This window comes from Variovorax sp. KK3, assembly GCF_001984055.1.
In the GTDB taxonomy this organism is placed as follows: Bacteria; Pseudomonadota; Gammaproteobacteria; order Burkholderiales; family Burkholderiaceae_C; genus Variovorax.
In genome coordinates this window covers 1-15270 of the sequence record NZ_LYVO01000020.1, presented here as the reverse complement: position 1 = coordinate 15270, position 15270 = coordinate 1, and the positions used below count along the sequence as shown (strand labels likewise).

General features: G+C 67.6%; 13 protein-coding genes. 10 read left to right on the top strand and 3 right to left on the bottom strand.

The window, feature by feature from the left end:
• Positions 1 to 9 precede the first annotated feature (9 nt).
• From B0W80_RS11975 to B0W80_RS11955, 5 genes are read left to right on the top strand one after another with little or no spacing between them, the layout of a single operon-like run.
• Positions 10 to 741 carry a 4'-phosphopantetheinyl transferase superfamily protein gene (locus B0W80_RS11975; protein ID WP_076999365.1) on the top strand — a complete coding sequence of 244 codons (732 nt, stop codon included), beginning with the start codon at positions 10 to 12 and terminating at the stop codon, positions 739 to 741.
• The gene (locus B0W80_RS11970) at positions 738 to 1544 is read left to right on the top strand and encodes a serine aminopeptidase domain-containing protein (protein WP_076999364.1); all 807 of its coding nucleotides are present in this window, start codon (positions 738 to 740) and stop codon (positions 1542 to 1544) included. Before B0W80_RS11975 ends, B0W80_RS11970 begins: the two co-directional genes overlap by 4 nt.
• The gene (locus B0W80_RS11965) at positions 1537 to 2484 is read left to right on the top strand and encodes an alpha/beta fold hydrolase (protein ID WP_076999363.1); all 948 of its coding nucleotides are present in this window, start codon (positions 1537 to 1539) and stop codon (positions 2482 to 2484) included. Before B0W80_RS11970 ends, B0W80_RS11965 begins: the two co-directional genes overlap by 8 nt.
• Positions 2485 to 2538: 54 nt before the next feature.
• Positions 2539 to 2997, top strand: a complete 459-nt coding sequence (locus tag B0W80_RS11960; protein ID WP_076999362.1) for a hypothetical protein — start codon at positions 2539 to 2541, stop codon at positions 2995 to 2997.
• A gap of 40 nt (positions 2998 to 3037) precedes the next feature.
• The gene (locus tag B0W80_RS11955) at positions 3038 to 5077 is read left to right on the top strand and encodes a hypothetical protein (RefSeq protein ID WP_143684586.1); all 2040 of its coding nucleotides are present in this window, start codon (positions 3038 to 3040) and stop codon (positions 5075 to 5077) included.
• On the opposite strand, the gene B0W80_RS11950 is transcribed toward B0W80_RS11955, so the two are convergent.
• The gene (locus tag B0W80_RS11950) at positions 5055 to 5954 is read right to left on the bottom strand and encodes a LysR family transcriptional regulator (RefSeq protein WP_076999360.1); all 900 of its coding nucleotides are present in this window, start codon (positions 5952 to 5954) and stop codon (positions 5055 to 5057) included. The two genes, B0W80_RS11955 and B0W80_RS11950, sit on opposite strands and share 23 nt — an antisense overlap.
• A 121-nt stretch (positions 5955 to 6075) precedes the next feature.
• Here B0W80_RS11950 and B0W80_RS11945 point away from each other — a divergent pair, with 121 nt between their 5' ends.
• Entirely contained in the window at positions 6076 to 6519 is a 444-nt protein-coding gene (locus tag B0W80_RS11945) for a VOC family protein (protein WP_076999359.1), read from the top strand.
• Between the two features lie 21 nt (positions 6520 to 6540).
• On the opposite strand, the gene B0W80_RS11940 is transcribed toward B0W80_RS11945, so the two are convergent.
• Positions 6541 to 9705: an efflux RND transporter permease subunit gene (locus tag B0W80_RS11940; RefSeq protein ID WP_076999358.1), complete on the bottom strand. Its 3165-nt coding sequence runs from the start codon at positions 9703 to 9705 to the stop codon at positions 6541 to 6543.
• On the bottom strand, positions 9702 to 10955 hold the full coding sequence (locus tag B0W80_RS11935) for an efflux RND transporter periplasmic adaptor subunit (protein ID WP_083745331.1): 1254 nt from the start codon (positions 10953 to 10955) through the stop codon (positions 9702 to 9704). Before B0W80_RS11935 ends, B0W80_RS11940 begins: the two co-directional genes overlap by 4 nt.
• A gap of 219 nt (positions 10956 to 11174) precedes the next feature.
• On the opposite strand from B0W80_RS11935, the gene B0W80_RS11930 reads away from it, so the two are divergent.
• From B0W80_RS11930 to B0W80_RS11915, 4 genes are all read left to right on the top strand, one after another.
• A complete protein-coding gene (locus B0W80_RS11930; RefSeq protein ID WP_076999423.1) occupies positions 11175 to 11639 on the top strand; it encodes a hypothetical protein in 465 nt (154 codons plus the stop codon).
• 128 nt (positions 11640 to 11767) lie between these two features.
• The gene (miaB, locus tag B0W80_RS11925; protein WP_076999357.1) at positions 11768 to 13144 is read left to right on the top strand and encodes a tRNA (N6-isopentenyl adenosine(37)-C2)-methylthiotransferase MiaB; all 1377 of its coding nucleotides are present in this window, start codon (positions 11768 to 11770) and stop codon (positions 13142 to 13144) included.
• Positions 13144 to 14571 (top strand): sensor histidine kinase KdpD, encoded by a 1428-nt coding sequence (locus B0W80_RS11920; RefSeq protein ID WP_076999356.1) that lies wholly within the window; start codon positions 13144 to 13146, stop codon positions 14569 to 14571. Before miaB ends, B0W80_RS11920 begins: the two co-directional genes overlap by 1 nt.
• Positions 14572 to 14599: 28 nt before the next feature.
• On the top strand, positions 14600 to 15270 hold a 671-nt coding region (locus B0W80_RS11915), incomplete at its 3' end, for a hypothetical protein (protein WP_076999355.1).

The window sequence follows — 15270 nt, the reverse complement described above, 5'->3', positions numbered from 1 at the left end:
ACCACCGCGATGACGATCCTGCAACTTTCCACCACCACCGCCCACTGCCGCCTCTGGCAGGTGGACCTGGACGCCACGCCGGCACCGCAAGCCGTGGCTTCGCTGTCGGAAGCGGAATGGGAACGCGCCAGGCGCTTCGTCTTCAAGCGGGATCGCAATCGCTTCATCGCCGCACATGCCGCACTGCGGGAGATTCTGTCGTCGCAATGCGGCATCCCGGCCTCGATGCTCGAGTTCGCGCTCGGGCCCTTCGGCAAGCCGATGCTGGTCGACGGCGGCGGGCTGCATTTCAACATGAGCCACAGCCAGTCGCTGGCGCTGATCGCCGTGGGCGACGATGCCGAACTGGGCGTGGACGTCGAACTGCTGCGCCCGATGCCCGACGCCGAGGCATTGGCCAACAACTATTTCAGCGCCGACGAGCGCAGCGCGCTGGCCGCCCTGCCTGCCGAGGAACGCGAGCGTGCCTTCTTCTGCTGCTGGACCCGCAAGGAGGCCTGCCTCAAGGCCACCGGCATGGGCCTGTCGGTGGATACCCGGAGCTTCGAGGTCGGCGTGACGCCCGAGACCTGCGAGGTCCGGATCGGCGCGGGCGACGATCTCGTGCATCTGGCACTATCGTCTTTCCATGATGTCCAGGGTGCGCTGTGCGCCGTGGCCCGCCTGGTGGCCCGAGAGGCCGCCGCGGCACCGCAGCTTCAGCCACAGCGCCCGCTGGTCGAGCAAGAGATTTGCGTATGACACCGATGCTCTTCGGCCCCGCCTCCAGGCAGCTGTTCGGGCTTTACCACGCACCGGAGCGAGACGGCAAGCTCGCGGTGCTGATCTGCATGCCCCTCGGCCAGGAAGCCGTGCGTGGGCACCGCATGTTTCGCGTGCTCTCCGACCGCCTCGCGCGCGCCGGCGTCGCCGTGCTGCGCTTCGACTACCACGGCAGCGGCGACTCGCCCGGCGACGACATCGACGGCGACCTCGAGGGCTGGCGCCGCGACGTCTGCACCGCGCACGAGGAACTGCGCCGCCGCGCCGGAGACCGCCGCATCCTGTGGCTCGGTGCCCGGCTGGGCGCGACCCTGGCCGTGATGGCCGCCAAGAGCGGCCGCTGCGACCCGGGCCGCCTGATCCTGTGGGACCCGATCGTGGACGGCACGCGCTACATGGACTCGCTGCGTGCGGGCCACGTCGATGCGCTGGAGCGCTCCTTCTGCGTGCCTGACACCGACTGGCGCCGCCGGCTGGCGCGCGACCCCGACGCCTTCACCGACGAGCTGTTCGGTTTCGGCGTGTCGCCGCTGATGCGCCAGCAACTGCGCGCGCTGACACCGAACACGCTGCAGCTCACCGCGCTGCACGAAACCGTGGTCCTGGCCGATGCCGAGGACCAAGCCGCTCACCAATGGGCGGGCCAGGAGACGGCCCGCCACATGCCGCTGCGGATCGCGGCCTTTCAGCACCCGCTGATCTGGACCTCCGACCCGCATCCCAACAACGCCATGGTCCCCACCGAGGCGTTGCAACGTCTGCTGGCAGAAGTCCATGACTGACTACAAAGAGACACCCGTCCAGTTCGGGCCCGACGGCTCGCTGATCGGCATCATCACCACGCCGGCCGACGGCCCGCTGGCACCCGTCGCCTGCCTCATGCTGAACATGGGCGCCAACCACCGCATCGGCCCGCGCCGCATCAACGTCAAGCTGGCGCGCCAGATGGCGGCTCGCGGCATGAGCAGCGTGCGGCTCGACCTGGCCGGCCTGGGCGACAGCGGCCCGGCCAGCGGCTCCGAGCATTTCCTGACCCAGGCCGTGCTCGACCTGCAGGCCGCGATGAACCTGATCCAGACCATGCTGGGCGTGCGCCGCTTCATCGTGATCGGGCTCTGCTCGGGCGCGACCAACGGCCTGTCGCTGGCGGTGGCCGACGCGCGCGTGGTGGGCCTGCTGATGTTCGACGGCTACGCCTTCCCGGGCCGCCGCGCGCAGCTGGAGCGCCAGTTCCGGCGCGCCCTGGCAGTGCCGACCAACCCGGCGGTCATCGGCAAGACCGTGCGCTGGCTGAAGCGCAAGTTCTCGCCGCAGGCGGCAGCGGCCGCCGCGGCGCACATCTTCGAACCCGATCCGCCGGAGGTCACGGCCGCCATCTTCCGCCGCTCGATGACGCAGGTGGCGGAGCGCAACGTCTCGGTGCTGCTCTTCTACACGGGCACCGTGCACGTGGTCGACCGCGGCCGCGACCAGCTCGGCCCCTTCGCGCAGGAAGACTTCACCCAGCGCTTCGAGTACCGCTTCATCGGCGACATCGACCACAGCCTGACCTCGATGGCGTCGCAGCAGACCTTCATGGAAGTGGTGTGCGACTGGGCGCTGCGCGTGGTGCAGGGCGCGACCGCCGCACCCGCCGGTATCACTGCGACGACCGGTCGCAGCACCCAGCAGCTTGGCAACCGCATGGTGAAGGGCTCGCTGCAGCACGACGTGGTGAGCTGAAAGACCTCGGAAAGGCCTGGGAACAAGCGATCGACGGAGGTTACTGACGACGGCATGAACACACTGCCGCTCGACTGCCTCGTCGACAACTTCTTGGCCTGCGAAGGCAGAACTCCCCCGATTCCCGACGAAGCCGGCATCTACAGCGTGCCGATCGACGACACACATTGGCTCGGCGTGCAGCAGAGTTCGTCGGGCGCGAGTTTGATGTTCTTCGCGAACCCCGGTGCTAAGGCGGCAACGCACGGCGCTGGTCGAGGGAGCGAGGACGACGAAGGCCGCATCGATTCGCAGCAGCAGGCCGAACCGGAAGAACTGCTGGAACTCGGCATCGATGCCGATGGCAGCTGGATGCTGAGCACGGACCGCCTCCGGGGACGCCATGTGCTTTGGATTCGGATCGATCGCGAAAGCATGGGCCACGCCGAGTTCGCTCGAGTCGTCGGCAACCTGCGCTGGCGCTTTGCACTGTGGGACCGGGTCCTGAACGTCGGGAACGAAGGGGCGGCGTAGGTGACTCAGGGGGCTCCATGACATCCCAGGGGTCCGCAGCATGTTTCCCAGCCTTGAGTCGTTCACGCGCCGCATCAAAACCGGCGTCAAACAAAGCGTCGATTCGTTACGCAAGTCGGATCAAAAGCCATCCGGTGCCGAGGCCCCATCGAACAGACCCTACCCTCCGTCGACGACCAAGGCGAAATGGCCGGAGCATTTGATTGCGCTCTTCAACGACCTCAGCACGGGCTACAGAAGCGGAAACGAGCTCTTTGTCGTCATTGACCTCGTGCACGCGATCGGCCTCACCGAAGCCGCATGCAAAGAGCTTCTCGACAGCGGCGGGCTGCAGGAGCTGATCGTCAAGATCCAAAGCCGCGCCGTCGTCTTCAAGGACGGCGAGTTGAAAGGTTTCGCGCCCTATCTGGCATTGCTCCTCCAGCGCATCGTCCTGACCGACACGCGTGCCGCCCGACGCTTCTTCTGCCTCTTGAGCCCCGAGGTGGCCGCCGAACTCACGAAGTCGCATGCCTACGAATGCATGCAGGCCTGCCTGAGAGCGAAAGGATCGGCGGAAGACCTCGAGGCCAAACCCGAGGCCGCTCGCTTCCTTCGCCAGGTCGAGAAGATTCTCGATTCAGGGATCAGCGCTTGCGCAAGGGACTTGGAGCTGTTCGTTCGAGGCTGTCCGCCACGCGCGCGAGACGAACTCATCTTGCTGCTCGAGCGCAACGAGTCGGTCGTGCGTGCAGCGTGCGACCAGTCGCCGACCCTCGATGAAGCGATCGAGAAGCTGACAGCCTTCTGGGAGCCGCTGGACGTGAAGCTGACGCTGTCGATCGGGCGAATCAACCTGGCACTTCACGACGCCGAGCCTCACGCGGCGAAGATGCTTCAAGAGACCCAGGGAAAGGAGAACGAGGAGGCCAGGCGAGAAGGCAGGGAACCCAGGCTGCGCGGGCTGGGGCTGCAATTTCTCGACATCGAACCCATACCCCTCTTGATCCGCGAGGCCGCGGACAGCTTCGGCCAGCGTCCCGACGCACTCAGGCATCTGATCACCAAACTGTGCCGCGGCAAGGCGACGTCGCAAGAACAGGCGAAATTCGTGAGCGGTTTGCTCGTAGAACTGCGTCGACGCGAGAGTTCGGAGAAGAAGCCCTTCGACATGCAACGCGCGATCTCGGACGCCCTTATGTCCGGCATGCCGGGCCCCGCGGTGAAATGGGTCGCCACTGCGCTCCACCATCAAGGGAGCAGCGACGATGCCGAGCGCCTGGTCTCGGCCCTCGAAGCCATGCTCGAGTACCCGGGCATGAAGCTGCCTCAGTTGATGGCGCTGCAGCAGTTGGCGGAAGTGGCCCGCAGTGACATCGACAACTCGGTACGCATCGACCTGCGTGAGTCGTTGTGTTCCAGGCTCGAGATGCTTCAAAAGACGGCACGAGACCGAGTTGCGCCGCCATCGTTCGACGAAGCATTCGAATTGCGCAAAGACCGCGAAAGAGATATCGAAAGGGTTCGGGCGGCTCAGGCGCGGAAGGACCGGACGCCCGTCGAGCTTTCAAGTGCCGCCCAAGGAGCCATCGAACTCATGTCGGCCGACATTCCCGTGATGGAGAAGATCTACGAGGCGAAGCCGATTTTCAACAGGATGAACAGCCAGCAGAGCATTCGGGACGTCGTCGTTGAATTGGGAGGCCGCCACCTCGTCAGCGAATTCTTCGGGCTGCTCGTCGGAAGCATGATGGTGTACGGCACGCCACAGCAGGTTGCGATGGCGCTGGAAGTCTTGCTTGAACGAGGCTCGAATGAAGCCGATCGAGGCAAGCTGGCAAAGGGGTTGGTATCGGCGTGGTACGCAGTCAAGCAAGAGCTGGGACTAGGCCCGTCGCAAAGCACGAAGGGCCTGATCGATGCACTCAACGAATTGCAAAAAACCGGCGACAAGACGGGCGGTAAGACGGTCGACGAAATGCACAACCATCAAGATTTCTACAAACACTGTCGATCCCAGATCCTGCTAGCCACCACGGGCCATGACCACAAAGAGAGCGCCAAGATTTCCGAAGTTCTCAAGACGCTGGGTCAGGGGTAGCCGGCGTTGATCGTCGGTATGCCGATCTGATGTGTGCGGCCAGACTGCCTGCCAGTCCGGCGAGTGATCGGCCACCGCGATGCACCAGGCCGATGTCGCGATGAAATGCGTGGCGACCCAGATCGACAGCCCGCACTGCGGCCGGCCAGCGCCGGTACGCGGCGGTCTGCGGCACCAAAGCCACGCCGACGCCCTTGCCCACCAGCGCCACGATGGCGTCCAGCTCATCGAGCTCGCAGATGTCCTGCACCTCCAGGTGCGCCGCACGCAGGAAGCGGTCGACCTGGCGGCCGCCGAAGGACGCACGGTCGTAGCGCACGAAGGGCTGTTCGGTCAGCAGTGCCGCCCAGTCGTCGCCCTGGACTCGCTTGGGCACCAGCAGGCAGAAGGGCTCGCGCGCCAGCGTGGTCCAGCGCAAATCGCTCTGCAGCGCGAAGGGCGGTCGGATGATGACGGCCATCTCGATGTCGCCCGCATCGACCCGGTTCAACAGCTCCATCGACACGCCGGGAAAGACGCGCGTGCGGCAGTCCGGCACCTCTCGATGGAATGCCGCCAGCGCCTCGGCCAGTTGCACGCGCTGCGCCGACGCGATGGCGCCGATGTCGAGCGGCACCGCGGCGCGCGAGGCCGCGTGGCGCGAGCCCAGCTGGGCGTAGAGCCGGATCAGCTCGGTGGCCTGAGCCAGCGTCTCCTGGCCCTTGGCGTTGAGGCGGGCCGATCGGCCGGTGCGGTCGAACAGGGCCAGGCCCAGCTCGGCCTCGAGGCGCTGCATCTGCGCGCTGACGGCTGCCTGGGTGAGGCCGATCTTTTCGCCGGCGGCGGCGAAGGTGCCTTGCCTGGCGACGGCTATCAGGGTCTTGAGCTCGCGGATCATTCACAAATTCTCTTGATGCTGGGCTCAAAAATGTATTGATTTTTCTTTTTCTGATCCAGGCCTACGATCGGGGCTCCCGTTTCTTTTCTGCTTGTCTCTTGTTCTTTTCTCTGCCCCTGCGATGAACGCCCCCACCACCAACCCCGCCCTGCTCTCTCCCTTCCACCTGGCCTTTCCGGTGCACGACCTGGCCGCCGCCCGCCAGTTCTACGGCGAACTGCTGGGCTGCCCTGAAGGCCGGAGCTCGAACGAGTGGATCGACTTCAATTTCTATGGCCACCAGATCGTCGCCCACCTGGCGCCCGGCGAGACGGGCACGACAGCGCTGAATGCGGTGGACGGCCACGGCGTGCCCGTACGGCATTTCGGCATCGTGCTGCCGATGGCCGACTGGGATGCGATGGCGAGCCGGCTGAAGGCGGCCGGCACGAAGTTCGTGATCGAGCCCTACATCCGCTTCAAGGGCGAGCCGGGCGAGCAGGCCACGATGTTCTTCATGGACCCCTCGGGCAACGCGCTGGAGATCAAGGCCTTCGGCGACATCGGCCAGCTGTTCGCCAAGTAAGCCCGGGCGGGCCGGCGCGGATCAGGCCGCGTGGCCTGCCGGCTGCTGCTGTGCGCCCGCTTCGCCCGGCAGCTCCTGCATCGGCCCGCTGCCACTGTAGCGGTCGAGCGCCAGGTAGATGGCCGGCGTGATGTAGAGGGTAATGACCTGCGAGAAAATCAGCCCGCCGACCACCGCCACGCCCAGCGGCTGGCGCAGCTCGGCACCGGCGCCCAGGCCCAGCGCGAGCGGCAGCGCGCCCATCAGCGCGGCCAGCGTGGTCATCAGGATCGGACGAAAGCGCAGCCGGCAGGCCTCGCGGATGGCGGCCTGCGGCTCCATGCCCTGGGAGCGCTGCGCCTCCAGCGCGAAGTCGATCATCATGATCGCGTTCTTCTTGACGATGCCGATCAGGAGCAGGATGCCGATGGTCGCGATCAGCGTCAGGTCGAAGCCGAAAAGCTTGAGCGAGAGCAACGCGCCCACCGCCGCCGATGGCAGGCCGGCCAGGATGGTGAGCGGATGGATGTAGCTTTCGTACAGCACGCCCAGCAGCACGTAGATGACCAGCACCGCCAGCACCAGCAGCACGGCCTGGCTGGACTGCGAACTCTGGAACACGGCCGCGTCGCCGCCGTAGCTGGTGATGATCGACTGCGGGATCTTCAGCTCGCTCTTGAACTGGTCGATCTTGCCGGTGGCGTTGCCCAGGGGCACTTCGGGCGCCAGGTTGAACGACACCGTCACCGCCTGCAGCTGCCCCTGGTGGTTGACCGAGGTCGGGCCGACCGTTCGCTTGACGGTGGAGAAGGCCGACAGCGGCACCAGCTGGCCGGCCTTGTTGCGCACCGACAGGCGCGACATGTCTTCCTCGAACTGGCGGTCGTCGTCGGCCGCCGAGAGGATCACCTGGTAGGTGTTGCTGGGCGCGTAGATGCTGCCGATCTGGCGGTCGCCATAGGCGTTGTAGAGCGCGGTGCGCAGGTCGCCCACGGCGACGCCGAGCACGCCGGCCTTGTCGCGGTCGATCTGCAGGGTGGCCTGCAGGCCGCGGTTCTGCGAGTCGCTGGTCACGTCGCGGAAGGCCGGGTCGGCGCGCATGCGCTCCATCAGCTTGTCGGCCCACTCGTTGAGCGCGCCGGCGTTCACGCTCTGCAGCGTGTACTGGAAGCGCGCCTTGCTCTGGCGGCCGCCCAGGCGCAGGTTCTGCACCGGCTGCATGTAGACCGCGACGCCGGGGATTTCGCGGAAGCGCTTACGCAGTTGCTCCAGCACCTGCGGCATGGCCGGGCGCTCGCCGCGCGGCTTGAGCACGGCGAACAGGCGACCGGCATTCTGCGTGGCGGTGGGACCGCCGACACCGATGAAGGAGTTGACGTAGGCCACGCTGGGGTCGGCCTGCAGCGCGTCGGACACGCGGTCCTGCAGCGCCTTCATGGCGGGGAACGAGATGTCTTCGGCGGCCTCGGTCGTGATCTGGATCTGGCCGATGTCCTCTTCGGGGAAGAAGCCCTTCGGGATGGTCGCGAACATCCAGGCCGTGGCCGCGAAGGTGGCAGCGGCGACGCCCAGCATCACCTTGCGGTGGCGCAGGGTCCAGTCGAGCGTGCTCAGGTAAGTGGCGTGCACCCAGCGGTAGCCGCGCTCGAAGGCGCGGCCGATGGCGGTGCCGGGCTCGGGATGGTGCTCGTCCTCGTCGTCCTCGACCACCACGCCGCCTTCGCGCGGCTGGTGGCGCAGCAGTCGGCTGGCCAGCATCGGCACCAGCGTGAGCGAGACCACGGCCGAGACCATCACCGCCAGGCCCACCACCACCGCGAATTCGTGGAAGAGCAGGCCGATGACGCCCGGCATGAAGAAGACCGGGATGAACACGGCTACCAGCGAGATCGAGATCGAAATGATGGTGAAGCCCACCTCGCGCGCGCCGCGCAGGGCGGCGGCCATGGGCTCCATGCCGCGCTCGACGTAGCGCATGATGTTTTCGAGCACCACGATGGCATCGTCCACCACCAGTCCCACCGCGAGCGTGATGCCCAGCAACGACACGTTGTCCAGGCTGTAGTCGAAGGCGTAGAGCAGCGCCACGGCACCGATCAGCGAGATCGGAATGGTGGCCGCCGGAATCAGCGTGGCGACCACGCGGTGCAGGAACAGGAAGATGACCAGCACCACCAGCAGCACCGTGCCCAGCAGCGTGAGCTGCACGTCGTGCACCGCTTCGCGGATCGAGATGGAGCGGTCGTTGGTGACGTTGATCTCGACCGACTGCGGCAGCTCCTCGCGGAAGCGGGGCATCAGGGCGCGCACCGCGTCGACCACCTGCACGGTGTTGGCATTGGGCTGGCGCAGCACGGCCAGCGAAATGGAGTTCTGGCCGTTGAAGGTGCTGGCAGTCTTGACCGACTCGAAGCTGTCTTCGATGGTGGCGACCTCGTCCAGCCGCACCGGTGAGCCGTTGCGCTGCCCGACGATCACCTTGGCGAAGTCGGCGGCGCGCAGCATCTGCTCGTTGGCCTGGATGGTGAGCGTCTGGCGCGGGCCGTCGAGCACGCCCACGGGCGTGTTGGCGTTGGCCAGCCGCACCGCGTTGGCCAGCTCGTCGAGCGTGATGCTGCGGGCGTTGAGCAGGTCGGCATCGGCCTTGATGCGCACCGCGAAGGCCTTGCGGCCGTACACCGCGACCTGGGCCACGCCGTCGATGGTCGAGAGCGTGGGCGACACCAGGTTCTCGGCATAGTCGTTGAGCTCGGCCGGGTTCATCGAGGGCGAGACCATCGAGATGAAGAGCACCGGCGCATCGGCCGGGTTGACCTTGCGGTACGAGGGCATCTGCGTCAGCTCGACCGGTAGCTGGCGCTGGGCCCGCAGCAGCGCGGCCTGCACGTCGACCGCGGCCGCGTCGATGTCGCGGCTGCTCACGAACTCGAGCGTGATCGAGCTCACGCCCTGGGTGTTGGTCGAGCTGATGGTCTGCAGCCCGGGGATGGTGGAAAACTGCTTTTCGAGCGGCAGCGCGACCGATGAGGCCATGGTGTCCGGGCTGGCGCCCGGCAGCTGCGCGTTGACGTTGATGACCGGCGTGTTGTAGCTGGGCAGTGCGGCGACGGGTATCTGGAAGTAGGCGAAGATGCCGGCCACTACCGCTGCGGCCGAGAGCAGCACCGTCATCGCGGGACGACGGATGCAGAGCTCTGAAATGTTCATGTGCGCTCCCGCTCCGCGATCACGGCCTGCTTGACCGGCTCCGCAGAGGCCGCGCTGCCGGGCGTCGTCTCGGGCGAACCGGCCGGGCGCGGTGGCGGCTGCGTGGCGGAGGTGTCGAGCCGCACCTTGCCGCCGGGGCGCACGTTCTGTTTGCCCTCGATGACCAGCTGCTCGCCAGGCTCGACGCCGCGCACGGCGGCCTGGGTGCCGAAGTTGTGCAGCACCTGGATCTTGCGGCGGGTCGCCTTGCGCTCGGCATCGACCACGTACACCGTGCTGCCCTCGGACAGCATCATGATCGCGGCCGCCGGGACGACGGTGGCGCCTTCCAGCGTGCGCACGGTGACGCGCGTTTCGACGAACTGGCCGGGCCACAGGCCCTGATCGGCGTTGTCGAACACGGCCTTGGCGCGCACCGTGCCGATCAGCGGATCGACGGTGTTGTCGACGAAGTTGAGCGTGCCCTTCACCGGCGTGCGGCGGCCGGGCACCAGGGCCTCGACCGGCGTGCGGTCGCGGGCGGCGGCCAGCAGGTCCTGCAGTCGGCCTTCGGGCACCGGGAAGCTCACGGCGATCGGGTCGAGCTGGGTGATGGTCACCAGCGTGAGGGTGGGCTGCACCAGCGTGCCCGGGTAGATATTGACGGCGCCGATGCGGCCCGCGATGGGTGCGCGCAGCGTGGCGTAGCCCAGCGCCACCTGAGCCGACTGCACCGCGGCCTTGTCGGCGGCCACGGCGGCGCGCTGCGCTTCGAGCTGCGACAGGGTGGCGTCGGCAGCGGCCTTGGCGATGAAGTTCTGCGCCACCAGCTCCTGGCTACGCCGGTACTGGCGCTCCAGGTCGGCCATGGTGGCCTCGTCCTTCTGCTGCTGGGCGCGGGCCTTGGCCAGATTGGCCTGGTCCGGTCGGTCGTCGAGGCTGAAGAGCAGCTGGCCCTGCTTGACGAACTGGCCTTCCTTCACGTGGACTTCGCGCACGGTGTTGGTCACTTGCGGCCGCAGCTCGACGCTGTTGAGGGAGACGACACTGCCGTTGACCTGCACCGTGACCGGCACGTCCTGCTTCTGCGCCGAGGCCAGCGTGACCAGGGCCGGCGCACCGCCACCGGCGGCCGGTACGGCGTTCTTGCCGGAAGCCACGGGTGCCCCGCCGGCCGCGGCGCTTTGCGTGCGGCTGCCGGACCATTTCCAGGCGCCGGCCGCGGCCAGGACGATCACACCCGCGAGGGCAAGGACGAGTTTCTTGTTCATGAACGCTTTGGTATGGGTAGAAAGGCGTCCGCAGCTCTGCGAGGCGCACTTTTGCCTGACATTGGCTATTGGAGCAGTGGTGTGGGGCCCGCGTCTATCACCGCCGTAAAGTTAAGTAAAGCGGCCATGAAGGAACGCACAGCTGCGTCGTTCGAAGGCCGGCGTCGGCGAGGGCGACCGATAGAATCGCGCCCACCCCACAGCCTCTGGATGAACACCATGAACCGCTGCAAACCTTCCTGGAATGCTCTCGTTTTCGTAGCATTGTGCGCCGTGCTCGCGCCGGCTGCGGCGCAAGAGCCTATTCAGACGCAGAACGAAGCCGCGCTCGGCGGCCGCAACTTTCCCCAGAACACGCTGCGCGGCCGCTTTATGGTCGTGAACTCGCCCGAAATCCAGCTCGACGGCCAGCCCGAGCGCCTGGCGCCCGGCGTGCGCATCCGCAGCGCACAGAACATGCTGGTGGTGCCGGCCAACCTGACCGGCCAGAACCTGCTGGTGAACTACCGGCGCGACCCCGCCGGCCAGGTCAACGAGATATGGATCCTCACGCCCGACGAGGCGCGGGCCAAGCGGGCGAGTGCCGACAAGCCCCTGCTGAACTTCTGGCCCTTCGTGGCCGACACCGGCCCACGCGACGACGGCAAGACGCCGTTCGACCAACTTCCGCGCTACGGCCAGTAACTGGCTCAGCCCCAGGCTCGCTCACTTCGCGCAGCCGCCAACCCCCTCGCCGGGGGCGACACCAGCGGCCTGGCGCAGCCAGTTGCGCGGTGTCGCGCGATGGCGCAACACATTCACGGGAAATTTCGATGACCACCCCCAAAAAAGCCTTCATCAAGACCTTCGGCTGCCAGATGAACGAGTACGACTCGGACAAGATGGCCGACGTCCTGCGCGCCGCCGACGGCTACGAGCTCACCACCGACGTGGAAGAAGCCGACCTGATCCTCTTCAACACCTGCTCCGTGCGCGAGAAGGCGCAGGAGAAGGTGTTCTCCGACCTGGGCCGCGTCAAGCACCTGAAGGCGCGCGGCGTGAAGATCGGCGTGGGCGGCTGCGTGGCCAGTCAAGAGGGCGCGGCCATCATCGCGCGCGCACCCTACGTCGACGTGGTGTTCGGCCCGCAGACCCTGCACCGCCTGCCCGAGATGCTGCACGCGCGCGAGCGCGCCGGGCAGCCGCAGGTCGACATCAGCTTCCCTGAGATCGAGAAATTCGACCACCTGCCGCCGGCGCGCGTGGACGGTGCGACCGCCTTCGTGTCGATCATGGAAGGCTGCTCCAAATACTGCAGCTACTGCGTGGTGCCCTACACGCGCGGCGAGGAGGTCAACCGCCCGCTCGACGACGTGCTGGTCGAGGTGGCGGGCCTGGCCGACCAGGGCGTGCGCGAGGTCACCCTGCTCGGCCAGAACGTCAATGCGTACCGCGGCCGCATGGGCGACACGGCCGAGATCGCCGACTTCGCGCTCTTGATCGAATACATCGCCGAGATCCCGGGCATCGAACGCATCCGCTACACCACCAGCCACCCCAACGAGTTCACGCCGCGGCTGATCGAGGCCTACGCCCGCGTGCCGCAGCTGGTGAGCCACCTGCACCTGCCGGTGCAGCATGGTGCCGACCGCATCCTGATGGCGATGAAGCGCGGCTACACCGCCATGGAATACAAGAGCACGGTACGCAAGCTGCGCGCCATCCGCCCCGGGCTGGCACTCAGCAGCGACTTCATCGTCGGCTTTCCGGGCGAGACCGATGCCGACTTCGAGAAGATGATGAAGCTGATCGACGAGCTCGAATTCGACAACAGCTTCAGCTTCATCTTCAGCCCGCGGCCCGGCACGCCGGCCGCGCAGCTGCACGACGACACGCCACACGCGATCAAGCTGGCGCGCCTGCAGAGGCTGCAGGCCGCCATCGATGCCAACGTCAAGCGCTTCGGCCAGGAACGGGTCGGCACGCTGCAGCGGGTGCTGGTGGAAGGCCGCTCGCGCAAGGACGCCAGCGAGCTGATGGGCCGCACCGAGTGCAATCGGGTGGTCAACTTCGAAGGCGACCCGCGGCTGGTCGGGCAGATGATCGACGTGCGCGTCACGCGCTCGCTGGCCTATTCGCTGCGCGGCGAGGTGCCGACCGCCGAATCGAGGCTGGTGCAGATCGCCCAGCCCGCAGGGGCCGCCGCCTGATGGCGGGCCTGAAGTCGGCGCGCGGCTCGTTCCAGCAACTGCTGCTGTTCGCGTTCCTGCTCATCACCGCGCTGCTGGTGGGCGTGTCGCTGCGCTCGGTGTTCCAGTACGACACCTTGATGGCCCAGAGCCGCAATGCCGCCGAGCGCGCGCTCACGCTGTCGGGCGCGGCGCAGTCGCTGGCGGAGCGCAGCGCCGCCATGGAGCGCGCCGGCCGCCAGTCGCTGGTGCTCAACGACGGCGTGCTGCGCCGGCGCTTCGAAGACGCCGCGCGCGACGCGCGCCAGGTACTGGACCGGCTGGGCGCCAACGGCCTGCCCTCCGTCGGCCTCGACCAGTGGCGAGCCCAGCTCGCGCTGATCGAAGGCCTGATGAGCGGCGCGCCCGAAACCTCGCTGGCGCGCGAAAGCTCGATGGCGATGCAGTTTCGCGATCTCGACGGTCTGAACACCAACATCGCGCAGCAGGCCCAGTTCCTGATCGAGACGCAGAACAACGCGCTTGCGCAACGGCTCGACAGCGCGCGGCGCCGCCTGATGCGCGAGGTGATGGCGGCCAGCGCGCTGGCGGTGGCGCTCGCACTGGCCTTCGGCATCTGGCTGGCTCGGCCCTTCAAGCGGCTGGAGCGTGCCATCGTCGGCCTGGGCGAAAACAGGCTGGACGAGCCGATCGACATCAAGGGCCCGGCCGACGTCCGGCGCGTGTCGCAGCAGCTCGAATGGCTGCGGCTGCGGCTGACGGAACTCGATGCCGACAAGGCACGCTTCCTACGACACGTCTCGCATGAGCTCAAGACCCCGCTGGCCGCGCTGCGCGAAGGCGTTTCGCTGCTGGAAGACGGCGTGACCGGCGCCTTGAACCCGGCCCAGCGCGAGGTGGCGCAGATCCTCAACCAGAACACGATCGCGCTGCAGGGCCAGATCGAAGCGCTGCTTCGCTTCAACGCCGCCGCGTTCGAGGCACGCGAACTGCGGCGCCAGCGCACGCCGATCCTGCCGCTGATCGAGGAGCAGATAGAGGCCCAGCGCCTGCAGTGGCAAGCCAACGGCCTGACGGTGCGCGCCGAGGGCGAGCCGCTCGCGCTGGTGGTCGACCCGGTGAAGCTGGGCACCGCTCTGGCCAATTTGCTGTCGAACGCCATTCGCTACTCGGCCCGCGGCGGCACCATCGCCATCACCGTGTCGAGCACGGTCGACCGCGCCGCCATCGAGATCCAGGACGCCGGGCCCGGCATCGCCGAAGGCGACCGCGACCGCGTGTTCGAGCCCTTCTACCGCGGCGAACGCCAGCCCGAACACGCGGTCAAGGGCACCGGGATCGGCCTGTCGATCGTGCAGGAGTACATTGCAGCTCATGGCGGCCGCATCACGCTGCTGCCGGAGGGACCGGGTGCGCGCTTTCGCATCGAGCTTCCGCGCTCCGCCTGACCACCCTCCACGCGCATTCATCCGACCCATGTTCCTGTCTTCGATCGTCCGCAGATCCGCCCTGGCCCTGACCGTCGCCGGCGTGTCCGTGCTGCTTGCCGCCTGCGCCACACCGCCCGTGCCGCCGGCCGAGTCCGTGGCCGTGCAGCCCGCACCGCTTCCGCCGCCACCGCCCGCACCGCCGCCGGTGCAGCCGGTCGAGGCCGAACCGATGGCGCCGGCCACCCAGCCGGCGTGGATCCTCATGCAGCAGACGCAGGGGCCGGTGGCCGCGCTGCTGGTGTACGCCGACCGCGTGCGCCCGCTCGGCGGCAACGAACTGGGCGCCGAAATCGCCCGCCTGGGCGAGCCCGGCGACGTTCCCGTCGCGCAGATGCAGCTGGCGCTGGCCCTGGCGCAGACCCGCTCGGCGGCGGACCTCGCGCGCGCGCTGGGGCTCATCCAACGCGTGATCGCCAACACCTCGAACGACGCGCAGGTGCTGCATCCGCTCGCCCGCCTGCTCGCCGCTCGCTACCAGGAACAGCGCCGGGTCGAGGACGACCGCGACCGCCAGGCGCAGCAGTTGCGCGACAGCCAGCGCCGCATCGACCAGCTGAGCGACCGCATCGAGGCGCTGCGGGCCATCGAGCGCAGCTTCTCGCGCCCCAACAATCCGCCGGCCAGCGTTGCGCCTGCCGCGCCCAAGCCCGCCCAATG

What these genes read in the sequence shown, in the direction of transcription:
- B0W80_RS11975 (WP_076999365.1), top strand. Translation starts at nt 10, where the DNA reads ATGACGATCCTGCAACTTTCCACCACCACCGCCCACTGCCGCCTCTGG.
- B0W80_RS11970 (WP_076999364.1), top strand. Translation starts at nt 738, where the DNA reads ATGACACCGATGCTCTTCGGCCCCGCCTCCAGGCAGCTGTTCGGGCTT.
- B0W80_RS11965 (WP_076999363.1), top strand. Translation starts at nt 1,537, where the DNA reads ATGACTGACTACAAAGAGACACCCGTCCAGTTCGGGCCCGACGGCTCG.
- B0W80_RS11960 (WP_076999362.1), top strand. Translation starts at nt 2,539, where the DNA reads ATGAACACACTGCCGCTCGACTGCCTCGTCGACAACTTCTTGGCCTGC.
- B0W80_RS11955 (WP_143684586.1), top strand. Translation starts at nt 3,038, where the DNA reads ATGTTTCCCAGCCTTGAGTCGTTCACGCGCCGCATCAAAACCGGCGTC.
- B0W80_RS11950 (WP_076999360.1), bottom strand. Translation starts at nt 5,954, where the DNA reads ATGATCCGCGAGCTCAAGACCCTGATAGCCGTCGCCAGGCAAGGCACC.
- B0W80_RS11945 (WP_076999359.1), top strand. Translation starts at nt 6,076, where the DNA reads ATGAACGCCCCCACCACCAACCCCGCCCTGCTCTCTCCCTTCCACCTG.
- B0W80_RS11940 (WP_076999358.1), bottom strand. Translation starts at nt 9,705, where the DNA reads ATGAACATTTCAGAGCTCTGCATCCGTCGTCCCGCGATGACGGTGCTG.
- B0W80_RS11935 (WP_083745331.1), bottom strand. Translation starts at nt 10,955, where the DNA reads ATGAACAAGAAACTCGTCCTTGCCCTCGCGGGTGTGATCGTCCTGGCC.
- B0W80_RS11930 (WP_076999423.1), top strand. Translation starts at nt 11,175, where the DNA reads ATGAACCGCTGCAAACCTTCCTGGAATGCTCTCGTTTTCGTAGCATTG.
- miaB (WP_076999357.1), top strand. Translation starts at nt 11,768, where the DNA reads ATGACCACCCCCAAAAAAGCCTTCATCAAGACCTTCGGCTGCCAGATG.
- B0W80_RS11920 (WP_076999356.1), top strand. Translation starts at nt 13,144, where the DNA reads ATGGCGGGCCTGAAGTCGGCGCGCGGCTCGTTCCAGCAACTGCTGCTG.